A 19,131-nucleotide genomic window follows, 5' to 3' on the forward strand; every position below is an offset into this window, starting at 1 on the left:
GATCCGAGGTGTTGCATGTCCGAGCTGTCCAAAGCGCGCATCCCCGACGCACCCGCCATTCAGCGTTTGCCCCTTTTGCAACTGATCCTGGTCGGTTTGCAACATGTTCTGCTGATGTACGGTGGTGCCATCGCGGTGCCGCTGATCATTGGACAGGCCGCTGGCCTGAGTCGTGAAGAAATTGCCTTCCTGATCAACGCCGACCTGCTGGTCGCCGGTGTCGCCACCATCGTCCAGTCGCTCGGGATCGGCCCCATGGGCATCCGCATGCCGGTGATGATGGGCGCCAGTTTTGCCGCAGTCGGCAGCATGGTCGCCATGGCCGGCATGCCTGGTATCGGTCTGCAGGGGATCTTCGGTGCAACGATCGCCGCCGGGTTCTTCGGCATGCTCATCGCGCCGTTCATGTCCAAGGTCGTACGCTTCTTCCCGCCTCTGGTGACCGGCACGGTCATCACCTCGATCGGTTTATCGCTGTTCCCCGTGGCCGTTAACTGGGCCGGTGGCGGTGCTGGTGCCGCACAGTTCGGTTCACCGATTTATCTGGCCATCGCCGCCCTGGTGCTGGCGACCATTCTGCTGATCCACCGCTTCATGCGCGGTTTCTGGGTCAATATTTCCGTACTGATCGGCATGTGCATCGGCTACGTGCTCTGCGGCGCGATCGGCATGGTCGATCTGAGCGGCATGGCCAACGCGCCATGGATTCAGTTCGTCACCCCGCTGCACTTCGGCATGCCGAAATTCGAGCTCGCGCCGATCCTGTCGATGTGCCTGGTGGTGGTGATCATTTTCGTCGAGTCCACCGGGATGTTTCTCGCACTGGGCAAGATCACCGGCCAGGAAGTCTGCCCACGCATGCTGCGTCGCGGTCTGCTGTGCGATGCCGGCGCCTCGTTCGTTGCCGGTTTCTTCAACACCTTCACCCACTCCTCGTTCGCGCAGAACATCGGCCTGGTGCAGATGACGGGCGTGCGCTGCCGCTCGGTGACCATCGTTGCCGGTGGTCTGTTGATCGTCCTGAGCCTGCTGCCGAAAGCCGCGTTCCTGGTGGCGTCGATTCCACCGGCAGTGTTGGGCGGTGCGGCGATTGCGATGTTCGGCATGGTCGCGGCCACCGGGATCAAGATCTTGCAAGAGGCCGACATAGGTGACCGGCGTAATCAACTGCTGGTGGCGGTGAGCATCGGCATGGGCCTGATCCCGGTGGTGCGTCCGGAGTTTTTCGCCCACCTGCCACTGTGGATGAGCCCGATCACCCACAGTGGCATCGCCATGGCCACGCTCAGCGCACTGACGCTGAACCTGTTGTTCAACATTCTTGGCGGCGCCGAACGCGCAGCCATCAACGACTGCCACGCACACCAGCACTAACAAGAGAAAAATCCCCTTGTGGGAGCGGGCTTGCTCGCGAAAGCGGTATGTCATTCACCATTTGTAGCGATTGACACGCCCCCTTCGCGAGCAAGCCCGCTCCCACAGGGGTCAGCAACACCCTGCCTCAACAATAAAAACAAGAGGGAGCAACAGATGATTCGCACGCAAACCAACGTTCTGTTGAGTGGCGGCCTGCTGGCCGCGAGTCAGGCCATGGCCGGCGATTTATTGCTTTGGCAGACCAACAGCCTCAGCTACCTGTACGGCAAGAACTTCGCGATCAACCCGTCGATCCAGCAGACGGTGACGTTCGAGCACGCCGACAAGTGGAAGTACGGCGACAACTTCCTGTTCGTCGACAAGATCTTCTACAACGGTCAGGAAGACCGCAACAAAGGCCCGCACACCTTCTACGGCGAATTCACCCCACGCTTCTCGTTCGGCAAGATCTTCGACCAGAAAATCGAGTTCGGCCCGATCAAGGACGTGCTGCTGGCGATGACCTACGAGTACGGCGAAGGTGACAGCGAGGCCTACCTGATCGGCCCCGGCTTCGACCTTAAGGTGCCCGGCTTCAACTACGTGACCCTGAACATCTTCCGCCGCCAGACCGAAGGCCCGCGCCCCGGTGACGGCGTGTGGCAGATCACGCCGGGCTGGTCGTACAGCGTTCCCCTGGGCAATTCCGATGTGCTGATCGATGGCTATCTCGATTGGGTCGTCGACAACGACGAGAACTCGCGCGGCACCTACCACGCCAACCTGCACATCAACCCGCAGATCAAATACGACCTGGGCAAAGCCTTGGGCTGGCGCCAGAAGCAGCTGTATATCGGCACCGAATACAGCTACTGGAAGAACAAATACGGGGTTGAAAGCAGCCACAACCTCGACACCAATCAGAACACCGCCAGCCTGCTGGTGAAGGTGCACTTTTAAGATGGCCCGCAACCGTGCCCCATACCTGTCGTCGGTGCTCTGTTGCGGGGCACTTGAGACCTGGCCGAGGAGTCAGTATTCTCCGCGGCCTCTTGAATTCGGTCTAAAAAAAAGCCCGAATTTAATTCCTGACCAACGGGCCAACTTATCCCGGCCCAGGTCAGTACCGAGGCATCCCGAAAACACGCTCAATCGACTGTTTTGCAGCAGCCGAACGGGCGTTTTTTTGCTTTTCGAAAGCCTTGGCTCAGCTCTTGCTAACAGCACTAAAGCTGACCGGTCGGATGACTTTTGCAGCAACGAAAAAAGGCGCCACACCAGAGCGCCGATCTTAAAAAAATAAACGTGGAACACCTACTTTGGGAGCAACCGAATGAAACGTATGTGCACCAGCCTGATGCTCGCGGGATCGATGTTGGCCGGCGGCGAGGCCATGGCCGACGGCCTGCTGCAATGGCAGAACAACAGCCTGACCTACTTGTACGGTAAAGACTTCAAGGTCAACCCGGCGATCCAGCAGACTGTCACCTTCGAGCACGCCGATGCGTGGAAGTATGGGGACAACTTCCTGTTCATCGACAAGATCTTCTACAACGGCAAGCCTGACTACAACGTCGGCAACAACACCTATTACGGTGAGTTCCAGCCACGCATCTCGCTGGGCAAGGTGCTGGATCAGAAGATCGAATTCGGCCCGATCAAAGACGTGCTGCTGGCGATGACTTACGAGTTCGGTGAAGGCGACGTCGAGTCGTACCTGATCGGTCCAGGCTTCGACCTGGCGATTCCGGGTTTCGACTACTTCCAGTTGAACTTCTACCAGCGCCACACCGACAGCTCGCGCCCGGGTGACAACGTCTGGCAGATCACGCCAGTGTGGTCCTACACCATCCCGGTCGGCAGCTCGAACGTGCTGATCGACGGTTACATGGACTGGGTCGTCGACAACGACGTCAACAGCAAAGGCGAATACCACGCCAACCTGCACTTCAACCCACAGGTCAAATACGACTTGGGCAAAGCCCTGCATTTCGGCGAGAAGCAGCTGTACGTCGGTGTTGAATACGACTACTGGAAAGACAAGTACGGGATCGAAGACTCCCGTGGCTTCACCACCAATCAGAACGTGACCAGCTTCCTGGTGAAGTTCCACTTCTGATGCTGTAGGTGGCGTCTGCAAGGACGCCTTCGCGAGCAGGCTCGCTCCCACATTGGATCTGTGTCGTGCACACAACCCATGTGGGAGCGAGCCTGCTCGCGAATGGCTTCCCACAAATCTCAGGCCGGAACCACCGCCTCGGTGATCCCCAAAAACCGGCACAGCTCCTCACGCTTGGCCAGTGCATCGCGCCGTCCCAGGTCGATCAGTTCGCTGCAATACCCTGCCTCGAACAGCAAGTAACTCAACACCCCTGCCCCGCTCGTTTTAGTCGCCCCCGGCCCGCGCAAGAACAGCCGCAACGCCGCTGGCAGTTCCTGGCGATGCCGCGCCGCGATCTCGTCGATCGGCTGACTCGGCGCAATCACCAGCACCTCCACCGGTGCCACCCCCAACTCGCGCGTCGGTACGCCCTCGGGCATCAGGTGACTGAACTGGTTCAGGCGCTGCAGCAACTCGATGTCGCTCTCCAGGCTGTCAATGAACGTGCTGTTGAGCATGTGCCCGCCGATCTGTGCCAGGGTTGGTTGCTGACCGGTATAGGCGCGCTCCAGCGGCTGCTGTGGATCAAAACCGCGCGGGTTGCCGCTGACCCCCACCACCAGCACCCGGCTCGCGCCCAGATGCAGTGCCGGGCTGATCGGCGCCGATTGCCGTACCGCGCCGTCACCGAAATATTCCTCGCCGATTTTCACCGGCGCAAACAGCAACGGGATCGCCGAACTGGCGAGCAGGTGGTCCACCGACAATTGCGCCGGCACGCCGATCCGCCGATGGCGCAGCCACGCATCGATCTTGCCGCCGCCCTGATAGAAGGTCACCGCCTGCCCCGACTCGTAGCCGAACGCGGTCACTGCCACCGCATGCAATTGCTTGCGCGCGATGGACTCGGCGATGCCGGGCAGGTGCAGTTTTTCATTGAGCAGGTCGCGCAGCGGCGAACTGTTGAGCAGCGCCACCGGCAGGTGCCGGCCCATGCCCAGCAGGCTGTGACTGACAAAACGGCTGGCCTGGCGAATCACCCCGGGCCAGTCGCTGCGCAACACCCGATGACTGCGAAGGCCCTGCCAGAACAGCGTCAGGCGTTCGATGGCGGCGCGAAAATCACTGGCACCACTGGCCAGACTGACCGCATTGATCGCCCCGGCCGAAGTGCCGACGATCACTGGAAACGGATTGTCCGCGCCCAGCGGCAACAACTCGGCAATCGCCGCCAGCACCCCCACCTGATACGCCGCCCGAGCCCCGCCGCCGGAAAGAATCAAACCTGTGACCGGTTCAGCTGGGCTCATCGCAACGCTCCATGGTGCCTAAAGGGATGGGTCGATCAACTACGCCGCTTGGCGTACAACTTCGGCTCGCCCGGTGGACGGCTCTTGAAGCGTCGATGCGCCCACAAGTATTGCTCAGGGCAGGCGCGCAGCGCACTTTCCACCCACTGGTTGATGCGCAGGCAGTCGGCCTCTTCGGTCTCGCCCGGGAAATCTTCCAGCGGCGGATGGATCACCAACCGGTAACCGCTGCCGTCCGCCAGACGTTCCTGAGTGAACGGTACGACCAGCGCCTTGCCCAAACGGGCGAACTTGGTGGTCGCGGTCACTGTCGCTGCCTGAATGCCGAACAGCGGCACGAAGATGCTTTGCTTGGCGCCGTAGTCCTGATCCGGTGCGTACCAGATCGCCCGGCCCGCGCGCAGCAGCTTGAGCATGCCGCGCACGTCGTCACGCTCCACCGCCAGCGAGTCGAGGTTGTGCCGCTCGCGGCCACGACGCTGAACGAAGTCGAACAAGGCATTCTTGTGCTCGCGGTACATGCCGTCGATGGTGTGTTGCTGGCCGAGCAGCGCCGCGCCGATTTCCAGCGTGGTGAAGTGCGCGGCCATGAGGATCACACCCTTGCCTTCGCGCTGGGCCTTTTGCAGATGCTCCAGCCCTTCGACATGCGCCAGTTTCGCCAGGCGCTCACGGGACCACCACCAGCTCATCGCCATTTCAAAGAAGGCGATGCCGGTGGAGGCAAAGTTTTCCTTGAGCAGGCGTTTGCGCTCGGCGGCGGATTTCTCCGGGAAGCACAGCTCAAGGTTGCGCTTGGCGATGCGCCGCCGGTCGCCGGCCACGCGATACATCAACGCGCCCAGGGCACGACCGATCGTCAGTAACACCGGATACGGCAACTGCACGACCAGCCACAACAGCCCCAGACCGCACCAGAGCGGCCAGAAGCGGGGGGAAAGATAGGCTTTTCGAAAACGCGGGCGATCCATTAAAGCTTCCGTAAATACAGTGGCCGCGCATTCTACATCGTTCGACCCGGCTTGCGGCTCGCGGGCGTTCTCGTTATAAGTCTCGGCACTTTTAGTGACAAGCCGTTGTATGCCGATATGAGCCAAAACGAATCGCCAGACCAAGATCCCGTGTTCCAGTTGAAGGGCAGCATGCTGGCCATTACGGTGCTGGAGTTGTCCCGCAACGACCTCGACAGCCTTGATCGGCAACTGGCCGCCAAAGTCGCCCAGGCCCCGAACTTCTTCAGCAATGCACCGCTGGTCCTGGCACTGGACAAACTGCCGCCTGGCGAAGGCGCGGTCGACCTGCCCGGGCTGATGCGCGTGTGCCGCCAGCATGGCCTGCGCACCCTGGCGATCCGCGCCAGCCGTATCGAAGACATCGCCGCCGCCATCGCCATCGACATCCCGGTGCTGCCGCCGTCCGGTGCCCGTGAGCGACCGCTGGAAGCCCCGGAACCGGAAGTCAAAAAGAAACCGGAAAAGCCGCCAGAGCCGACCATCAAACCGACCCGTGTCATCACCACGCCAGTACGTGGTGGCCAACAGATATACGCCCAGGGTGGCGATTTGGTAGTGGTTTCCTCGGTCAGTCCGGGGGCGGAACTTCTGGCCGATGGCAACATCCATGTATACGGCCCGATGCGCGGTCGTGCACTGGCTGGCGTCAAGGGCGACACCAAGGCCCGGATTTTCTGTCAGCAATTGAGCGCTGAACTGATCTCCATCGCCGGGCATTACAAGGTTTCCGAGGATTTACGTCGAGATCCGCTGTGGGGCTCCGGCGTACAGGTCAGCCTGTCGGCCGACGTGTTGAACATCATTCGGCTTTAACGGATACTGCCGCATTTTCCAAGCATCTCTAAAACGTAGCGAAAACGGCTCAAACGAAGTAGGAAAAAGGATCAAGGCGCGTTTGCCCCCGGCAACTGCGACTTGCGCCGAATTCCAGCCAAGGCTGTCCGACTGCAGTAGTTTTCAAGAGATGTTTTTCAGGGGCTAAAAAGTCCTTCTTCCTTAGGGGTGAAACACCTTGGCCAAGATTCTCGTGGTTACATCCGGCAAGGGTGGTGTGGGTAAGACCACCACCAGCGCCGCTATCGGTACCGGCCTCGCTCTGCGCGGCCACAAAACAGTGATCGTCGACTTCGACGTGGGCCTGCGTAACCTCGACCTGATCATGGGTTGCGAGCGTCGCGTGGTGTATGACTTCGTCAACGTGGTCAACGGCGAAGCCAACCTGCAACAGGCTCTGATCAAAGACAAGCGCCTGGAAAACCTCTACGTACTGGCCGCCAGCCAGACCCGCGACAAAGACGCGCTGACCCAGGAAGGCGTGGAAAAAGTCCTGATGCAGTTGAAGGAAGACTTCGACTTCGTGGTCTGCGACTCCCCGGCGGGCATCGAGAAAGGTGCGCACCTGGCCATGTATTTCGCCGACGAAGCGATCATCGTGACCAACCCTGAAGTGTCCTCGGTACGTGACTCCGACCGCATGCTGGGCCTGCTGGCCAGCAAATCGCGTCGTGCCGAACTCGGCGAAGAGCCGATCAAGGAACACCTGCTGCTGACCCGTTACAACCCACAGCGCGTCAGCGATGGCGAAATGCTCGGCGTCGAAGACGTGAAAGAAATTCTGGCAGTGACCCTGCTGGGCGTCATCCCTGAGTCGCAGGCGGTCCTGAAAGCTTCCAACTCGGGCGTTCCAGTGATTCTCGACGACCAGAGCGACGCCGGTCAGGCGTACAGCGATGCAGTTGATCGTCTGCTGGGCAAAGAAAAAGAACATCGTTTCCTCGATGTTACGAAGAAGGGATTCTTCGAGCGCCTGTTTGGAGGTAGGTAATGAACCTTTTTGACTTCTTTCGTGCCAACAAAAAGCCAAGTACCGCCTCGGTAGCGAAAGAGCGTCTACAGATCATCGTGGCGCATGAGCGCGGCCAGCGCAGCACGCCGGATTACCTGCCAGCCTTGCAGAAGGAACTGGTCGACGTGATCCGCAAGTACGTCAACATCGGCAACGACGACGTACATGTTGCACTGGAAAGCCAGGGCAGTTGCTCGATTCTGGAACTCAACATCACCCTGCCCGATCGCTGAGTCGATCCGGCAGGAACGACGGCGGCTCAGGACCATTCCCAATGCGGAATGGCCCTGAGCCGCCGTTGGCATTTGTTACGAGGCTGTTTTAATGCCGTTGTCCAACATCCGCATCATCCACCAGGACGCCGCCGTGCTGGTGGTCGACAAACCGACGCTGTTGCTTTCGGTGCCCGGTCGCGCCGACGACAACAAGGATTGCCTGATCACCCGCCTGCAGGAAAACGGCTACCCGGAAGCGCGCATCGTCCATCGCCTGGACTGGGAAACCTCCGGCATCATTCTGCTGGCCCGTGACGCCGACACCCATCGCGAGCTGTCGCGGCAGTTTCACGACCGCGAAACAGAGAAAGCCTACACCGCTCTGGCCTGGGGTCAGCCGGAACTGGACAGCGGCAGCATCGACCTGCCCCTGCGCTACGACCCGCCGACCAAGCCGCGGCATGTGGTTGACCACGAATTCGGCAAGCATGCGCTGACCTTCTGGCGCGTACTGGAACGTTGCGGCGACTGGTGCCGCGTCGAACTGACGCCGATCACCGGGCGCTCACACCAGTTACGCGTGCACATGTTGTCCATCGGCCACCCGCTGCTGGGCGACGGGCTCTACGCCCACGAACAGGCCCTGGCCGCCTGGCCACGCCTGTGCCTGCACGCGAGCATGCTGAGCTTCACCCACCCGCAAACCGGCGAGCGCCTGCGCTTCGAATGCCCGGCACCGTTTTAAGTGCTGCCTGAGTGGCAGCGCTGTTTTCAGACAAGGATTTTGTTTTCGGATGAGTTGTATTGATTCCCTGGTAACCCCCCTCAAGAAAGTTCGTCATCAACTGCTTTACCTGATTTACGGCAATCAGGATGTGTACCGGCGCGAAGCCAAGTTCAGCATCCTGACTGCGTTGTCCCAAGCCAAAAACGGCGAGCGTCCGGCCATCCGCATCCTCACCGACCGCCCCGACGACTACGCCGGCTGGCCGGTCGACACGGTGTTGCTGGACGCAGCGACCCAGACCCGCTGGCAAGGCACCCACGGCTATCACCACCGACCCAAGGCCTGCGCGATTGCGGCCGGCATGCAGTGGGCGGAAAAAACCCTGTTCGTCGATACCGACACTTTGTTCACCCGCCACCCGAGCCAGCTGTTCAAATTCATCGAGCCGAACTGCTCGGTGATGGATCGCTTCGAGTACGACTGGAAAGACGTACACCTGCGCGCTGACTATCAAAAACTGGGGCGCGACCTGCGCAGCCACGGCGTGACTGCGGACAACGGCTTCAAGCTCTACAACAGTGGTTTGTGCGGCGTGACCGACAGCGATTCGGCGCTGTTCGAAGAGTCGATCCGCCTGATCGATGAATGGACACTCGGCGGTTTCGAAATCCATACCATCGAGCAGATCGCCCTGTCGTACGCCATGCGCAGGCGTCAGGTGATGGAAGCGCGCAAACACGTGTACCACTATTTCGCCGAAAAACGTTTCTTCCACGCGATGCAGACGTACTTCTTCTCCCAGCACGGCGAGCAGTTCAGCCAGCGCCTGGTGGACCTGTGCACCGATGTGCCACGGGTCAAACCGTTTCCATCGGCGTTTCAGCGCCTGAAAATCAAGTGGAAGCTGCGCAATCAGAGCGGCACGTTGCGCAAGGTCGGTCGCGATCTGCTGTACGGCAGCGCTGCGCCCGAGGATCCGTATTACAGCGCCTGCCGACACGAATGGTGGGAATGTGCCTCGCGGGAGATTCTGCGCTGGGATGAAAGCCGTCAGAAAAAACTGCTGAGCCAGAACCCCTGGCCGCAACAACTGCCGCGCCCGGATAAACCGGAAGACGAAAAAGTCATCATGAACTACCTGAAAAAACGCGTGACCGCCGCCCGCTGATCCACATCCTTTCCTGTGGGAGCGAGCCTGCGCGTGAAGGCGTCCTGTCAGTCACAGCGTTTTTGGCTGATACACCGTCTTCGCGGGCAAGCCCGCCCCCAGAGGATTTGCGTTCGCAACCAACATCCGAATTGTCATGCCCCAAGCCCCGAGCCGATGCGTTAAACTCCCGCCCATTGCTGTCTGGAGCTTCTTATGCGCGAAGAGTTGAACCAAGGCCTGATCGACTTCCTCAAGGCCTCCCCTACCCCGTTCCACGCCACCGCCAGCCTTGTTCAGCGTCTGGAGGCCGCCGGCTACGTGCGCCTCGACGAGCGCGAGCCGTGGAACACCGAGGCCAATGGCCGTTATTACGTCACCCGCAACGACTCCTCCATTGTCGCGATCAAAATGGGCCGCAATTCGCCGCTACACGACGGCATCCGTCTGGTCGGCGCCCACACTGACAGCCCGTGCCTGCGCGTCAAGCCGCAGCCGGAGCTGCAACGCCAGGGCTTCTGGCAACTGGGCGTTGAAGTCTACGGCGGCGCGTTGCTGGCGCCGTGGTTCGACCGCGACCTGTCGCTGGCCGGCCGTGTGACCTTCCGCCGCGACGGCAAGGTCGAAAGCCAGTTGATCGACTTCAAGGCACCGATCGCGATCATTCCCAACCTGGCGATTCACCTCAACCGTGAAGCCAACCAAGGCTGGGCGATCAATGCGCAGACCGAGCTGCCGCCGATCCTTGCGCAGTTCGCCGGTGACGAGCGCGTCGACTTTCGCGCCGTACTGACTGATCAACTGGCCCGCGAACACGGCCTGAACGCCGACGTGGTGCTGGATTACGAGCTGAGCTTCTACGACACCCAAAGCGCAGCGATCATCGGCCTGCACGGCGACTTCATCGCCGGTGCTCGCCTGGACAACCTGTTGTCCTGCTACGCCGGCCTGCAAGCCCTGCTCACCGCCGATACCGAAGAAACCTGCGTGCTGGTGTGCAACGACCACGAAGAAGTCGGCTCCTGCTCGGCTTGCGGTGCAGACGGCCCGATGCTCGAGCAGACCCTGCGGCGCCTGCTGCCTGAAGGTGACGAATTCGTACGTACCATTCAGAAATCGCTGCTGGTTTCGGCCGACAACGCCCACGGCGTACACCCCAACTACGCCGAGAAGCACGACGCCAACCACGGCCCGAAACTCAACGCCGGCCCGGTGATCAAGGTCAACAGCAACCAGCGCTATGCCACCAACAGCGAGACCGCCGGGTTCTTCCGCCACCTGTGCATGGCTGAAGAGGTACCGGTGCAGAGCTTCGTGGTCCGCAGCGACATGGGTTGCGGCTCGACCATCGGCCCGATCACCGCCAGCCATCTGGGCGTGCGCACCGTTGATATCGGCCTGCCGACCTTCGCCATGCACTCGATCCGCGAACTGTGTGGCAGCCACGACCTGGCACACCTGGTCAAAGTGCTGAGCGCGTTCTACGCCTCGCGCGAGCTGCCTTAAAAGCTTCGCGAGCAGGCTCGCTCCCACATGGGAATGCATTTCAACCTGTGGGAGCTGGCTTGTTCACACATTGGAATGCATTTCAAACTGTGGGAGCTGGCTTGTTCACACATTGGAATGCATTTCAAACTGTGGGAGCTGGCTTGTTCAGACATTGGAATGCATTTCAAACTGTGGGAGCAGGCTTGTTCAGACATTGGAATGCATCTCAAACTGTGGGAGCGGGCTTGTTCAGACATTGGAATGCATCTCAAACTGTGGGAGCGGGCTTGCTCGCGAAAGCGGTCGTTCAGACAACAATGATTCATCGTAGAACCGAATCATTCCTGATACACATCACCCCCTGCTGCAGAAACCGACCTAGACTTAAATCATTCCCTTCGACAAGGCAGTCTCCATGATCTCGATGTCTTCGTTCCACGCCATGCTCGTCCCGATCCTGTCCGGGATGATCTTGCTGGCCATCGGCTTCAACTTCCGCGACAAGAACGCCGGTGTCTTCGCCATGTGGATCGGCATGCTGATGATCCTGGCGACCGTGGTCTACAAGATCCTCGCCAAACTCAACGAATAAATCAGCGCTCGGCTCGCATTGATTCTGGCTGGCTCGTACACTCGCTCAATTCGCCCCTTTGCGAGGTTGACCGCCTAGTGTTCGCTCGTCTGTTTGCTCTGCCCTGCCTGTTCCTCGTCTGCCTGATGACGCTGCTGCCGCTGGCCCCTGCCCACGCGGTCGGCTTGCCGGGGTTGCTCAATACCACCAAGGCGCAACCGGAGGCGCAGGAACCGCTGGGCCAGTCGCTGGATGAAGTCATCAAGTCGCTGGAAAACGACAAGCAGCGGGCGCAGTTGCTGACCGATCTGAAAAAGCTGCGCGACGCCACGAAAAAAGCCCAGGCCTCCCCCGAAGAAGGCGTGCTGGGCCTGATCGGCGGCACCCTGGCCAATTTCGAAAAACAGTTCTCCGGCGCCGACAGCCCGCTCACCCGCTGGTCCAACGAATTCGATCAGGCCCGGGATGAGCTCGACAACCTGATGCTGCCGGCCAGTGAATGGCTGCCGATCATCTTCGCCTTTGCCGTGATCCTGATGGTCTGGAGCCTGCTGGCCGCCGCACTGATCTGGCTCGGGCACCGGGTGCGTATGCGTTTCGGCCTGACCGAAGAACTGCCGCAGCACCCCAAGGCCCTCGACATGCTCCGCTTCGCCCTGCGCAAGCTCGGGCCGTGGCTGATCGCGCTGGTCATCACCGTTTACATGAGCTACGCGCTGCCGTCGTCATTGGGCAAAAGCCTGGCGATGGTGCTGGCTTACGCGCTGGTGGTCGGCACCTGTTTCTCGGCGATCTGCGTGATCGCGTTCTCGCTACTCGACGGCCCGCACCGGCACCGGGCGCTGTACATCCTGCGCCATCAGGCGTTCCGCCCGCTGTGGCTGATCGGCAGCTTCGCCGCGTTTGGTGAAGCCCTGAACGACCCGCGCCTGGTGGAAAGCCTCGGCGTACACCTGGCACACACCACCGCGACCATCACCAATGTCCTCGCGGCGCTGTTCACCGGCCTGTTCATCCTGCGTTTCCGCCGGCCGATCGCGCACCTGATCCGCAACCAGCCCTTGTCCCGCCGCCTGACCCGCCGCGCCCTCAGCGACACCATCGATATCCTCGGCACCTTCTGGTACGTGCCGGCGCTGGTGCTGGTCGGGATTTCGTTGTTCGCCACCTTCGTCTCCGCCGGCGACACCAGCACCGCCTTGCGCCAGTCGCTGATCTGTACGGTGCTGCTGGTGATGTGCATGGTGATCAACGGCCTCGTGCGCCGCCACTCACTCAAACCGCAACGCGGCCCCAAGCGCCACGCGCTGTATTCGGAACGCCTGAAAAGCTTCTTCTACACCCTCGCCCACCTGCTGGTGTGGCTGACCTTCATCGAACTCGGCCTGCGTGTATGGGGCAAGTCGCTGATCGGTTTCGCCGAGGGCGAAGGGCATGACGTCAGCGTCAAACTGTTCAGCCTGATCGGCACACTGATTTTCTCCTGGCTGATCTGGATTCTCGCCGATACCGCCGTGCACCACGCCCTCACCCGCTCGCGCAAAGGCCTGGCGAACGCCCGCGCGCAAACGATGATGCCGCTGATCCGCAACGTGCTGTTCGTGGCGATTTTCATCATCGCGCTGATCGTCGCCCTGGCGAACATGGGCATGAACGTCACACCACTGCTGGCCGGTGCCGGCGTCATCGGTCTGGCCATCGGTTTTGGTGCTCAGTCGCTGGTGGCGGACTTGATCACCGGCCTGTTCATCATCATCGAAGACTCGCTGGCGATCGACGATTATGTGGATGTCGGCGGGCACCTGGGCACCGTCGAAGGCCTGACCATCCGCACCGTGCGCCTGCGCGATATCGACGGCATCGTCCACACCATCCCGTTCAGCGAAATCAAAAGCATCAAGAACTACTCCCGGGAATTCGGCTACGCGATTTTCCGGGTGGCGGTGCCGTACAACATGGAGATCGATGACGCGATCAAACTGATGCGCGAAGTCGGCCAGAAAATGCGCACCGACCCCCTGCAACGGCGCAACATCTGGTCGCCGCTGGAGATTCAGGGCGTGGAGAGTTTCGAGTCCGGCAGCGCGATCCTGCGCGCCCGCTTCAAAACTGCGCCGATCAAACAATGGGAAGTGTCCCGCGCGTTCAACCTGTCGCTCAAACGCCATCTCGACGAGGCCGGCCTTGATCTGGCCACGCCGCGCATGAGTGTGCAAGTGATCACCGCCGGCGGTGGCCAGCCCAAGGAATAGCACTTGGGCGCGATGTGCGGGTCACAGGCAGGGAAGCCAGAAAAACAATAACCATGGAGAAACCCGATGCAGCTGACCCGCATTGCCCAAGCCCTTCTGCTCAGCCTTGTCGCCGGCCACGCCGGTGCTGCCAGCCTGGACAGCACCCGCGAACACATCGCCGCGCAGGCCAAGGCACTTGAACCCGAACTGCTGGAAACCCGCCGCGACATCCACGCCCAGCCGGAACTCGGCAACAGCGAAAAACGCACCTCGGAGTTGGTCGCCAAACAACTCAAGGCGCTGGGCCTAGAGGTCAAAACCAACGTCGCCCGCACCGGCGTGATCGCCATCCTCAAAGGCGCCCTGCCCGGCCCGACCGTGGCCCTGCGTGCCGACATGGATGCACTGCCCGTCAAGGAAGTCGCCAACCTGCCGTTCGCCTCAAAAGCCAAAGGCACCTACCTCGAGAAAGAAGTCGACGTGATGCACGCCTGCGGCCACGACGCCCACACCGCGATCCTGCTGAGCACAGCGAAAATTCTCAGCGGCCTGCGCGACACCCTGCCCGGCACCGTGGTGTTCTACTTCCAGCCCGCCGAAGAAGGCCCGAGCGACTTCATCCCCGACGGCAAAAACACCTGGGGCGCGAAAATGATGGTCGAGGAAGGCGCGATGAAATCCCCCAAACCCGACGCCGTCTTCGGTCTGCACGTCTGGGCCGGCGTCCCCGCCGGCCAGATCGCTTATCGCCCAGGCGCTACCCTGGCCAGCTCCGACGACCTGCGCATCAAAATCCTCGGCAAACAGACCCACGCCGGCCGTCCCTGGGACGGCATCGACCCGATCACCGTCGGCGCACAAACCATCGTCGGCCTGCAAACCGTGGTCAGCCGTCGCACCGATATTTCGTCCTATCCGTCGGTGGTCAGCATCGGCACCATCAACGGAGGCACCCGCTACAACATCATTCCCGAATCCGTGGACATGAGCGGCACGATCCGCTCCTACGACTACGGCATCCGCCAGAAACTGCACGCAGACGTGCGCCAGACCGTCGAAAAAATCGCCGAAAGCGGTGGCGCGAAAGCCGACGTGACCATCATCGAAAAATACGACCCGACCATCAACAACCCGGCGTTGACGGAGAAAATGCTGCCGACTTTGAAATGGGCAGCCAAGGATGATGTGGTGAATGCACCGCTGGTGGGCGGTGCGGAAGACTTCTCGTTCTTTGCCAAGGAAGTGCCCGGGTTGTTCGTGTTTCTCGGGGTGACGCCACGGGATCAGGACATGAGCAAGGCTGCGCCGAATCATAATCCGGGGTTCTTTGTGGATGAGTCGGCGCTGGTGGTTGGGGTGAGGACAATGGCGTCGCTGGCGACGGATTATTTGTATGGCAATGCGGGGGCTGGCAAGTAGAGAAGGGGTGACTGTGGGGGCGCTTTCGCGAGCAGGCTCGCTCCCACATTTGGACCGCGTGCAGCCTGTCAGAAATTGGTCGGCTGTCGGACCGCCATCGCCAGCAGGCTAGCTCCCACAATGGACCGCGTTCAGCCTGCCAGAGACTGGTCGGCTGTCAGGCAGCCATCGCTGGCAAGCCAGCTCCCACAAAAAACAAGTACACCCCAAACGCGGCGCATGCCGCCCCACTCAACACAATGAGCGTTAGCTCGAGTAAAGCTCTTGATCTGAAAGGCCCCATCGGCAGGCTGAGTGGAGGGATTGATCCGGGGGTGGGAGCGCAGCGACCGTTTGGCGCAGCCAAATGCATCGAGAGGAGGTGCAGCGAAGCAAACCGTAGGCGATGCGCCCGGATCGATCCCGGAGCGAAGGAACCCCGAGCCCCAGCGAGCGGGCCGAACGCCGGGGCCCAGCCTTTTGCTTACTTTTCGGCGTCTGGAAAAGTGAGTCGCTGTAAAAGCGAAACCGTCAGCGGCAGCAACCGAAGAAACGGATATTCACACAGCCCCCAATAGCCTGGTCGGCCCACAGGCCGCCAAGGTCAAACCACATCAACCCCTACGTGAATCGCATCATGCCGCCAAAACTCCAGATCACAATCAATCAACCGCTCATGCTGATCATAATTAACCCGAGCAATCCGCAACCCCGGACTCCCCACCGACACCCGCAAAGCCGCTGCCGCATCCACCGACAATGACGTTGGCACAATCTCGAACCGCACTCGCCCGTAGTGCAAATCGTAATGCCGCGCATACAACTCGGTCATCGACTGATTCAAATCAAACCCCAGAATCCCGGGAAAATACTGCGGATTCAGATAGTGCTCCACATACAAAACCAGCCGCCCATCAATCCGCCGCGACCGACAAATCTGAATCACGCTCGACAACGCCGGCAACTGCAACAACGCACACACCGCCACCGACGCTGGCTGCAGACGCGCCGAAATCACCTCGGTCGAAGGCACCCGCCCCTGCGCACTGACCATCGCGTGAAAGTGGCTGCGCTGCATCAGGTTGTAAGCCAGACGCGGCGGTGAAACGAACCAGCCACGCCGCTCCTCGCGATAAATCTGCCCCTGCGCCTCCAGTTGCAACAATGCCTCGCGCACAGTAATCCGCGTGGTACCGAACAACTCACTGAGCTTGCGCTCGGCCGGCAACTTGCTACCGGGCGCGAGCAGTCCATGATCCAGTTGCTCCTGCAACACCTGGCCGATGGCTGTCACCGCTTTTGTTGCCTCATCGCGCATCAACGTTACCTATCTGGACTAGACCAGCACTGTTTCGGGGCAAAAACCGAACGGCGGCAAACCGTTTCCATGTGTTGCAAGCCTAGGCAGTGCAGATGACCGAGAGATGACAAACCCGCTCGACGGTCGCCCTCATGACTTGCAATACATCGGCCAAGTCCCTTGCCAACCGGGGCTTTGACCTTGGTCTACGCTTACCGGGCAACCGCCGAAACCGGGCCAATAAAATCCCTGCCGGACGAGCGCCGACATCAAAGTGTCATCCAGCCCCCTTAAATTGGCTCAGGTATTGCTGACCTAGACCAACACAAACCGCAATCGCAGCGTTGAACACGACCAAGGAGCTTCGGAATGAAACAGCTTTTCCTGGCAACACTGTTAGGCTCGACCATTGCAATGTGCACCGCCGCCATGGCGGCCGACACCGACCTGAAAACCCTCGAAGCCGCTGCGAAAGCGGAAGGCGCCGTCAACAGCGTCGGCATGCCCGATGACTGGGCCAACTGGAAAGGCACCTGGGAAGACCTGGCCAAGACCTATGGCCTGAAACACATCGACACCGACATGAGCTCGGCCCAGGAAATCGCCAAGTTCGCCGCTGAAAAAGACAACGCCACCGCCGACATCGGCGACGTCGGTGCTGCCTTCGGCCCGATCGCGGTCAAGCAGGGCGTGGTGCAGCCGTACAAGCCAAGCACCTGGGATCAGGTTCCGGCCTGGGCCAAGGACAAGGATGGCAACTGGGCGCTGGCCTACACCGGCACCATCGCCTTCATCGTCAACAAGAAGCTGCTGCACGGCTCCGAAGTGCCGACCAAATGGGCTGACCTCAAGGGCGGCAAATACAAGGTCTCCATCGGTGACGTGAGCACCGCCGCGCAAGCCGCCAACGGTGTATTGGCTGCGGCCCTGGCCAACGGTGGCGACGAGAAGAACATCCAGCCGGCCCTGCTGCTGTTTGCAGACATCGCCAAGCAAGGTCGCCTGTCGATGGCCAACCCGACCATCGCCACCATGGAAAAAGGCGAGATCGAAGTCGGCGTGGTCTGGGACTTCAACGGCCTGAGCTACAAGGCCAAGATGGCCAACCCGGATGACTACGTGGTGTTGATCCCGTCCGACGGCTCGGTGATTTCCGGCTACACCACCATCATCAACAAGTACGCGAAAAACCCGAACGCCGCCAAGCTGACCCGCGAATACATCTTCAGCGACGCCGGCCAGACCAACCTCGCACGCGGCAACGCCCGCCCGATCCGCGCCGAGCACCTGCAACTGCCGGAAGACGTGAAAGCCAAGCTGCTGCCAAACGAGCAGTACAAGAAGGTCACGCCGATCAAGGACGCCGACGCCTGGGAAAAAACCTCCAAGGCCCTGCCGCAGAAGTGGAACGAAGAAGTCATCGTCGAGATGAAGTAAGGCGGCGAACCACCTCTGTGTGATTGGTTGGAGATCCAAATGTGGGAGCGGGCTTGCTCGCGAATGCGGTAGATCAGTCAAGCATTTATCGACTGACACTCCGCGTTCGCAAGCAAGCCCGCTCCCACAGGGGATCCAGGTTGAATCTGAAATTTCCTGTTTCGCGGAGTTTTTGCCCCTATGAAGCACAACGTCATCCTTGTCGTGCTCGACGGCCTCAATTTTGAAGTCGCGCGGCACGCCATGGGGCATCTGCAGGCTTACGTTGGCGCAGGACGCGCCGCGCTCTATCAGTTGGAGTGCGAGTTGCCGGCCCTGTCCCGACCGCTTTACGAATGCATCCTCACCGGCGTGCCGCCGATCGACAGCGGCATCGTCCACAACAACATTGCGCGCCTGTCCAACCAGCGCAGCATCTATCACTACGCCCGCGACGCCGGTCTGACAACCGCCGCAGCGGCCTATCACTGGGTCAGCGAGCTGTACAACCGCTCGCCGTTCGTCGCCGCACGTGACCGGCATACCGACAACCTGTCGCTGCCGATCCAGCACGGCCACTTCTACTGGAGCGACCACTACCCGGATTCGCACCTGTTCGCCGACGCGGAAAATCTGCGCCTGCGCCATGCGCCGAACTTCCTGCTGATCCACCCGATGAACATCGACGACGCCGGCCACAAGCACGGCCTCGATTCCTCGCAGTACCGCAACAGCGCGCGCTCGGCGGACGTCATCCTCGCCGATTATCTGCAAGGCTGGCTCGACGCCGGTTATCAGGTGCTGGTGACCGCCGACCACGGCATGAACAATGACCGCTCGCACAACGGATTGCTGCCGGAAGAACGCCAGGTGCCGCTGTTCGTCCTCGGTGACGCCTTCAGCCTGAACACTGACGCGGCGCCGAAGCAGACTGAAATCTGCGGCACTGTCTGCGAACTGCTCGGCGTGCCTCACGACAAACCTGTGTGCCGGGAGCTGCTCAAGTGAA

17 protein-coding genes are annotated in these 19,131 nt (G+C 60.7%); 14 read left to right on the plus strand and 3 right to left on the minus strand.

Annotated elements, in window-relative coordinates; all coding sequences use genetic code 11:
• Positions 1-15 precede the first annotated feature (15 nt).
• The 3 genes from U862_RS0127675 to U862_RS0127685 all read left to right on the plus strand — a co-directional run bounded on the left by U862_RS0127675 (position 16) and on the right by U862_RS0127685 (position 3,475).
• On the plus strand, positions 16-1,374 hold the full coding sequence (locus U862_RS0127675) for a nucleobase:cation symporter-2 family protein (RefSeq protein ID WP_025113368.1): 1,359 nt from the start codon (positions 16-18) through the stop codon (positions 1,372-1,374).
• A 156-nt stretch (positions 1,375-1,530) separates the two neighbouring features.
• Positions 1,531-2,316 carry an outer membrane protein OmpK gene (locus U862_RS0127680; RefSeq protein WP_025113369.1) on the plus strand — a complete coding sequence of 262 codons (786 nt, stop codon included), beginning with the start codon at positions 1,531-1,533 and terminating at the stop codon, positions 2,314-2,316.
• A gap of 373 nt (positions 2,317-2,689) precedes the next feature.
• Positions 2,690-3,475, plus strand: a complete 786-nt coding sequence (locus tag U862_RS0127685) for an outer membrane protein OmpK (RefSeq protein WP_025113370.1) — start codon at positions 2,690-2,692, stop codon at positions 3,473-3,475.
• A gap of 119 nt (positions 3,476-3,594) precedes the next feature.
• Here the strand turns inward: U862_RS0127685 and U862_RS0127690 are convergent, their stop codons facing one another.
• Positions 3,595-4,767, minus strand: coding sequence for a patatin-like phospholipase family protein (locus U862_RS0127690; protein ID WP_025113371.1), 1,173 nt, complete (start codon positions 4,765-4,767; stop codon positions 3,595-3,597).
• Positions 4,768-4,802: 35 nt separating this feature from the next.
• Entirely contained in the window at positions 4,803-5,738 is a 936-nt protein-coding gene (locus tag U862_RS0127695; protein WP_025113372.1) for a lipid A biosynthesis lauroyl acyltransferase, read from the minus strand.
• A 117-nt stretch (positions 5,739-5,855) separates the two neighbouring features.
• Here U862_RS0127695 and minC point away from each other — a divergent pair, with 117 nt between their 5' ends.
• The 9 genes from minC (at position 5,856) to U862_RS0127740 (ending at position 15,427) form a co-directional block, all read left to right on the plus strand.
• Entirely contained in the window at positions 5,856-6,593 is a 738-nt protein-coding gene (gene minC, locus U862_RS0127700; protein ID WP_025113373.1) for a septum site-determining protein MinC, read from the plus strand.
• Between the two features lie 199 nt (positions 6,594-6,792).
• A complete protein-coding gene (minD, locus tag U862_RS0127705) occupies positions 6,793-7,605 on the plus strand; it encodes a septum site-determining protein MinD (protein ID WP_007960626.1) in 813 nt (270 codons plus the stop codon).
• Positions 7,605-7,859: a cell division topological specificity factor MinE gene (gene minE, locus U862_RS0127710; protein ID WP_003223146.1), complete on the plus strand. Its 255-nt coding sequence runs from the start codon at positions 7,605-7,607 to the stop codon at positions 7,857-7,859. Before minD ends, minE begins: the two co-directional genes overlap by 1 nt.
• A 91-nt stretch (positions 7,860-7,950) precedes the next feature.
• Positions 7,951-8,586, plus strand: a complete 636-nt coding sequence (locus tag U862_RS0127715) for an RluA family pseudouridine synthase (RefSeq protein ID WP_007960625.1) — start codon at positions 7,951-7,953, stop codon at positions 8,584-8,586.
• Positions 8,587-8,635: 49 nt separating this feature from the next.
• Complete coding sequence (locus U862_RS0127720; protein ID WP_025113374.1) at positions 8,636-9,736, plus strand: hypothetical protein; 1,101 nt, start codon at positions 8,636-8,638, stop codon at positions 9,734-9,736.
• Between the two features lie 195 nt (positions 9,737-9,931).
• Positions 9,932-11,221 (plus strand): M18 family aminopeptidase, encoded by a 1,290-nt coding sequence (locus U862_RS0127725; protein ID WP_025113375.1) that lies wholly within the window; start codon positions 9,932-9,934, stop codon positions 11,219-11,221.
• A gap of 397 nt (positions 11,222-11,618) precedes the next feature.
• Positions 11,619-11,795 carry a hypothetical protein gene (locus U862_RS30965; protein ID WP_177327380.1) on the plus strand — a complete coding sequence of 59 codons (177 nt, stop codon included), beginning with the start codon at positions 11,619-11,621 and terminating at the stop codon, positions 11,793-11,795.
• A gap of 77 nt (positions 11,796-11,872) precedes the next feature.
• Complete coding sequence (locus U862_RS0127735; protein ID WP_025113376.1) at positions 11,873-14,026, plus strand: mechanosensitive ion channel family protein; 2,154 nt, start codon at positions 11,873-11,875, stop codon at positions 14,024-14,026.
• A gap of 66 nt (positions 14,027-14,092) precedes the next feature.
• Positions 14,093-15,427: an amidohydrolase gene (locus U862_RS0127740; protein ID WP_025113377.1), complete on the plus strand. Its 1,335-nt coding sequence runs from the start codon at positions 14,093-14,095 to the stop codon at positions 15,425-15,427.
• Between the two features lie 583 nt (positions 15,428-16,010).
• On the opposite strand, the gene U862_RS0127745 is transcribed toward U862_RS0127740, so the two are convergent.
• Positions 16,011-16,724 carry a UTRA domain-containing protein gene (locus U862_RS0127745; RefSeq protein ID WP_025113378.1) on the minus strand — a complete coding sequence of 238 codons (714 nt, stop codon included), beginning with the start codon at positions 16,722-16,724 and terminating at the stop codon, positions 16,011-16,013.
• Positions 16,725-17,075: 351 nt separating this feature from the next.
• Between U862_RS0127745 and U862_RS0127750 the strand changes: the two genes are divergently transcribed.
• Together U862_RS0127750 and U862_RS0127755 are read left to right on the plus strand one after the other, a co-directional pair.
• Positions 17,076-18,143 (plus strand): ABC transporter substrate-binding protein, encoded by a 1,068-nt coding sequence (locus U862_RS0127750; protein WP_025113379.1) that lies wholly within the window; start codon positions 17,076-17,078, stop codon positions 18,141-18,143.
• A gap of 180 nt (positions 18,144-18,323) precedes the next feature.
• Positions 18,324-19,130 (plus strand): alkaline phosphatase family protein, encoded by an 807-nt coding sequence (locus tag U862_RS0127755; RefSeq protein ID WP_025113380.1) that lies wholly within the window; start codon positions 18,324-18,326, stop codon positions 19,128-19,130.
• Position 19,131: the final 1 nt, after the last annotated feature.

Origin of the sequence: Pseudomonas sp. H1h (assembly GCF_000633255.1) — a bacterium.
Lineage (GTDB): Bacteria > Pseudomonadota > Gammaproteobacteria > Pseudomonadales > Pseudomonadaceae > Aquipseudomonas.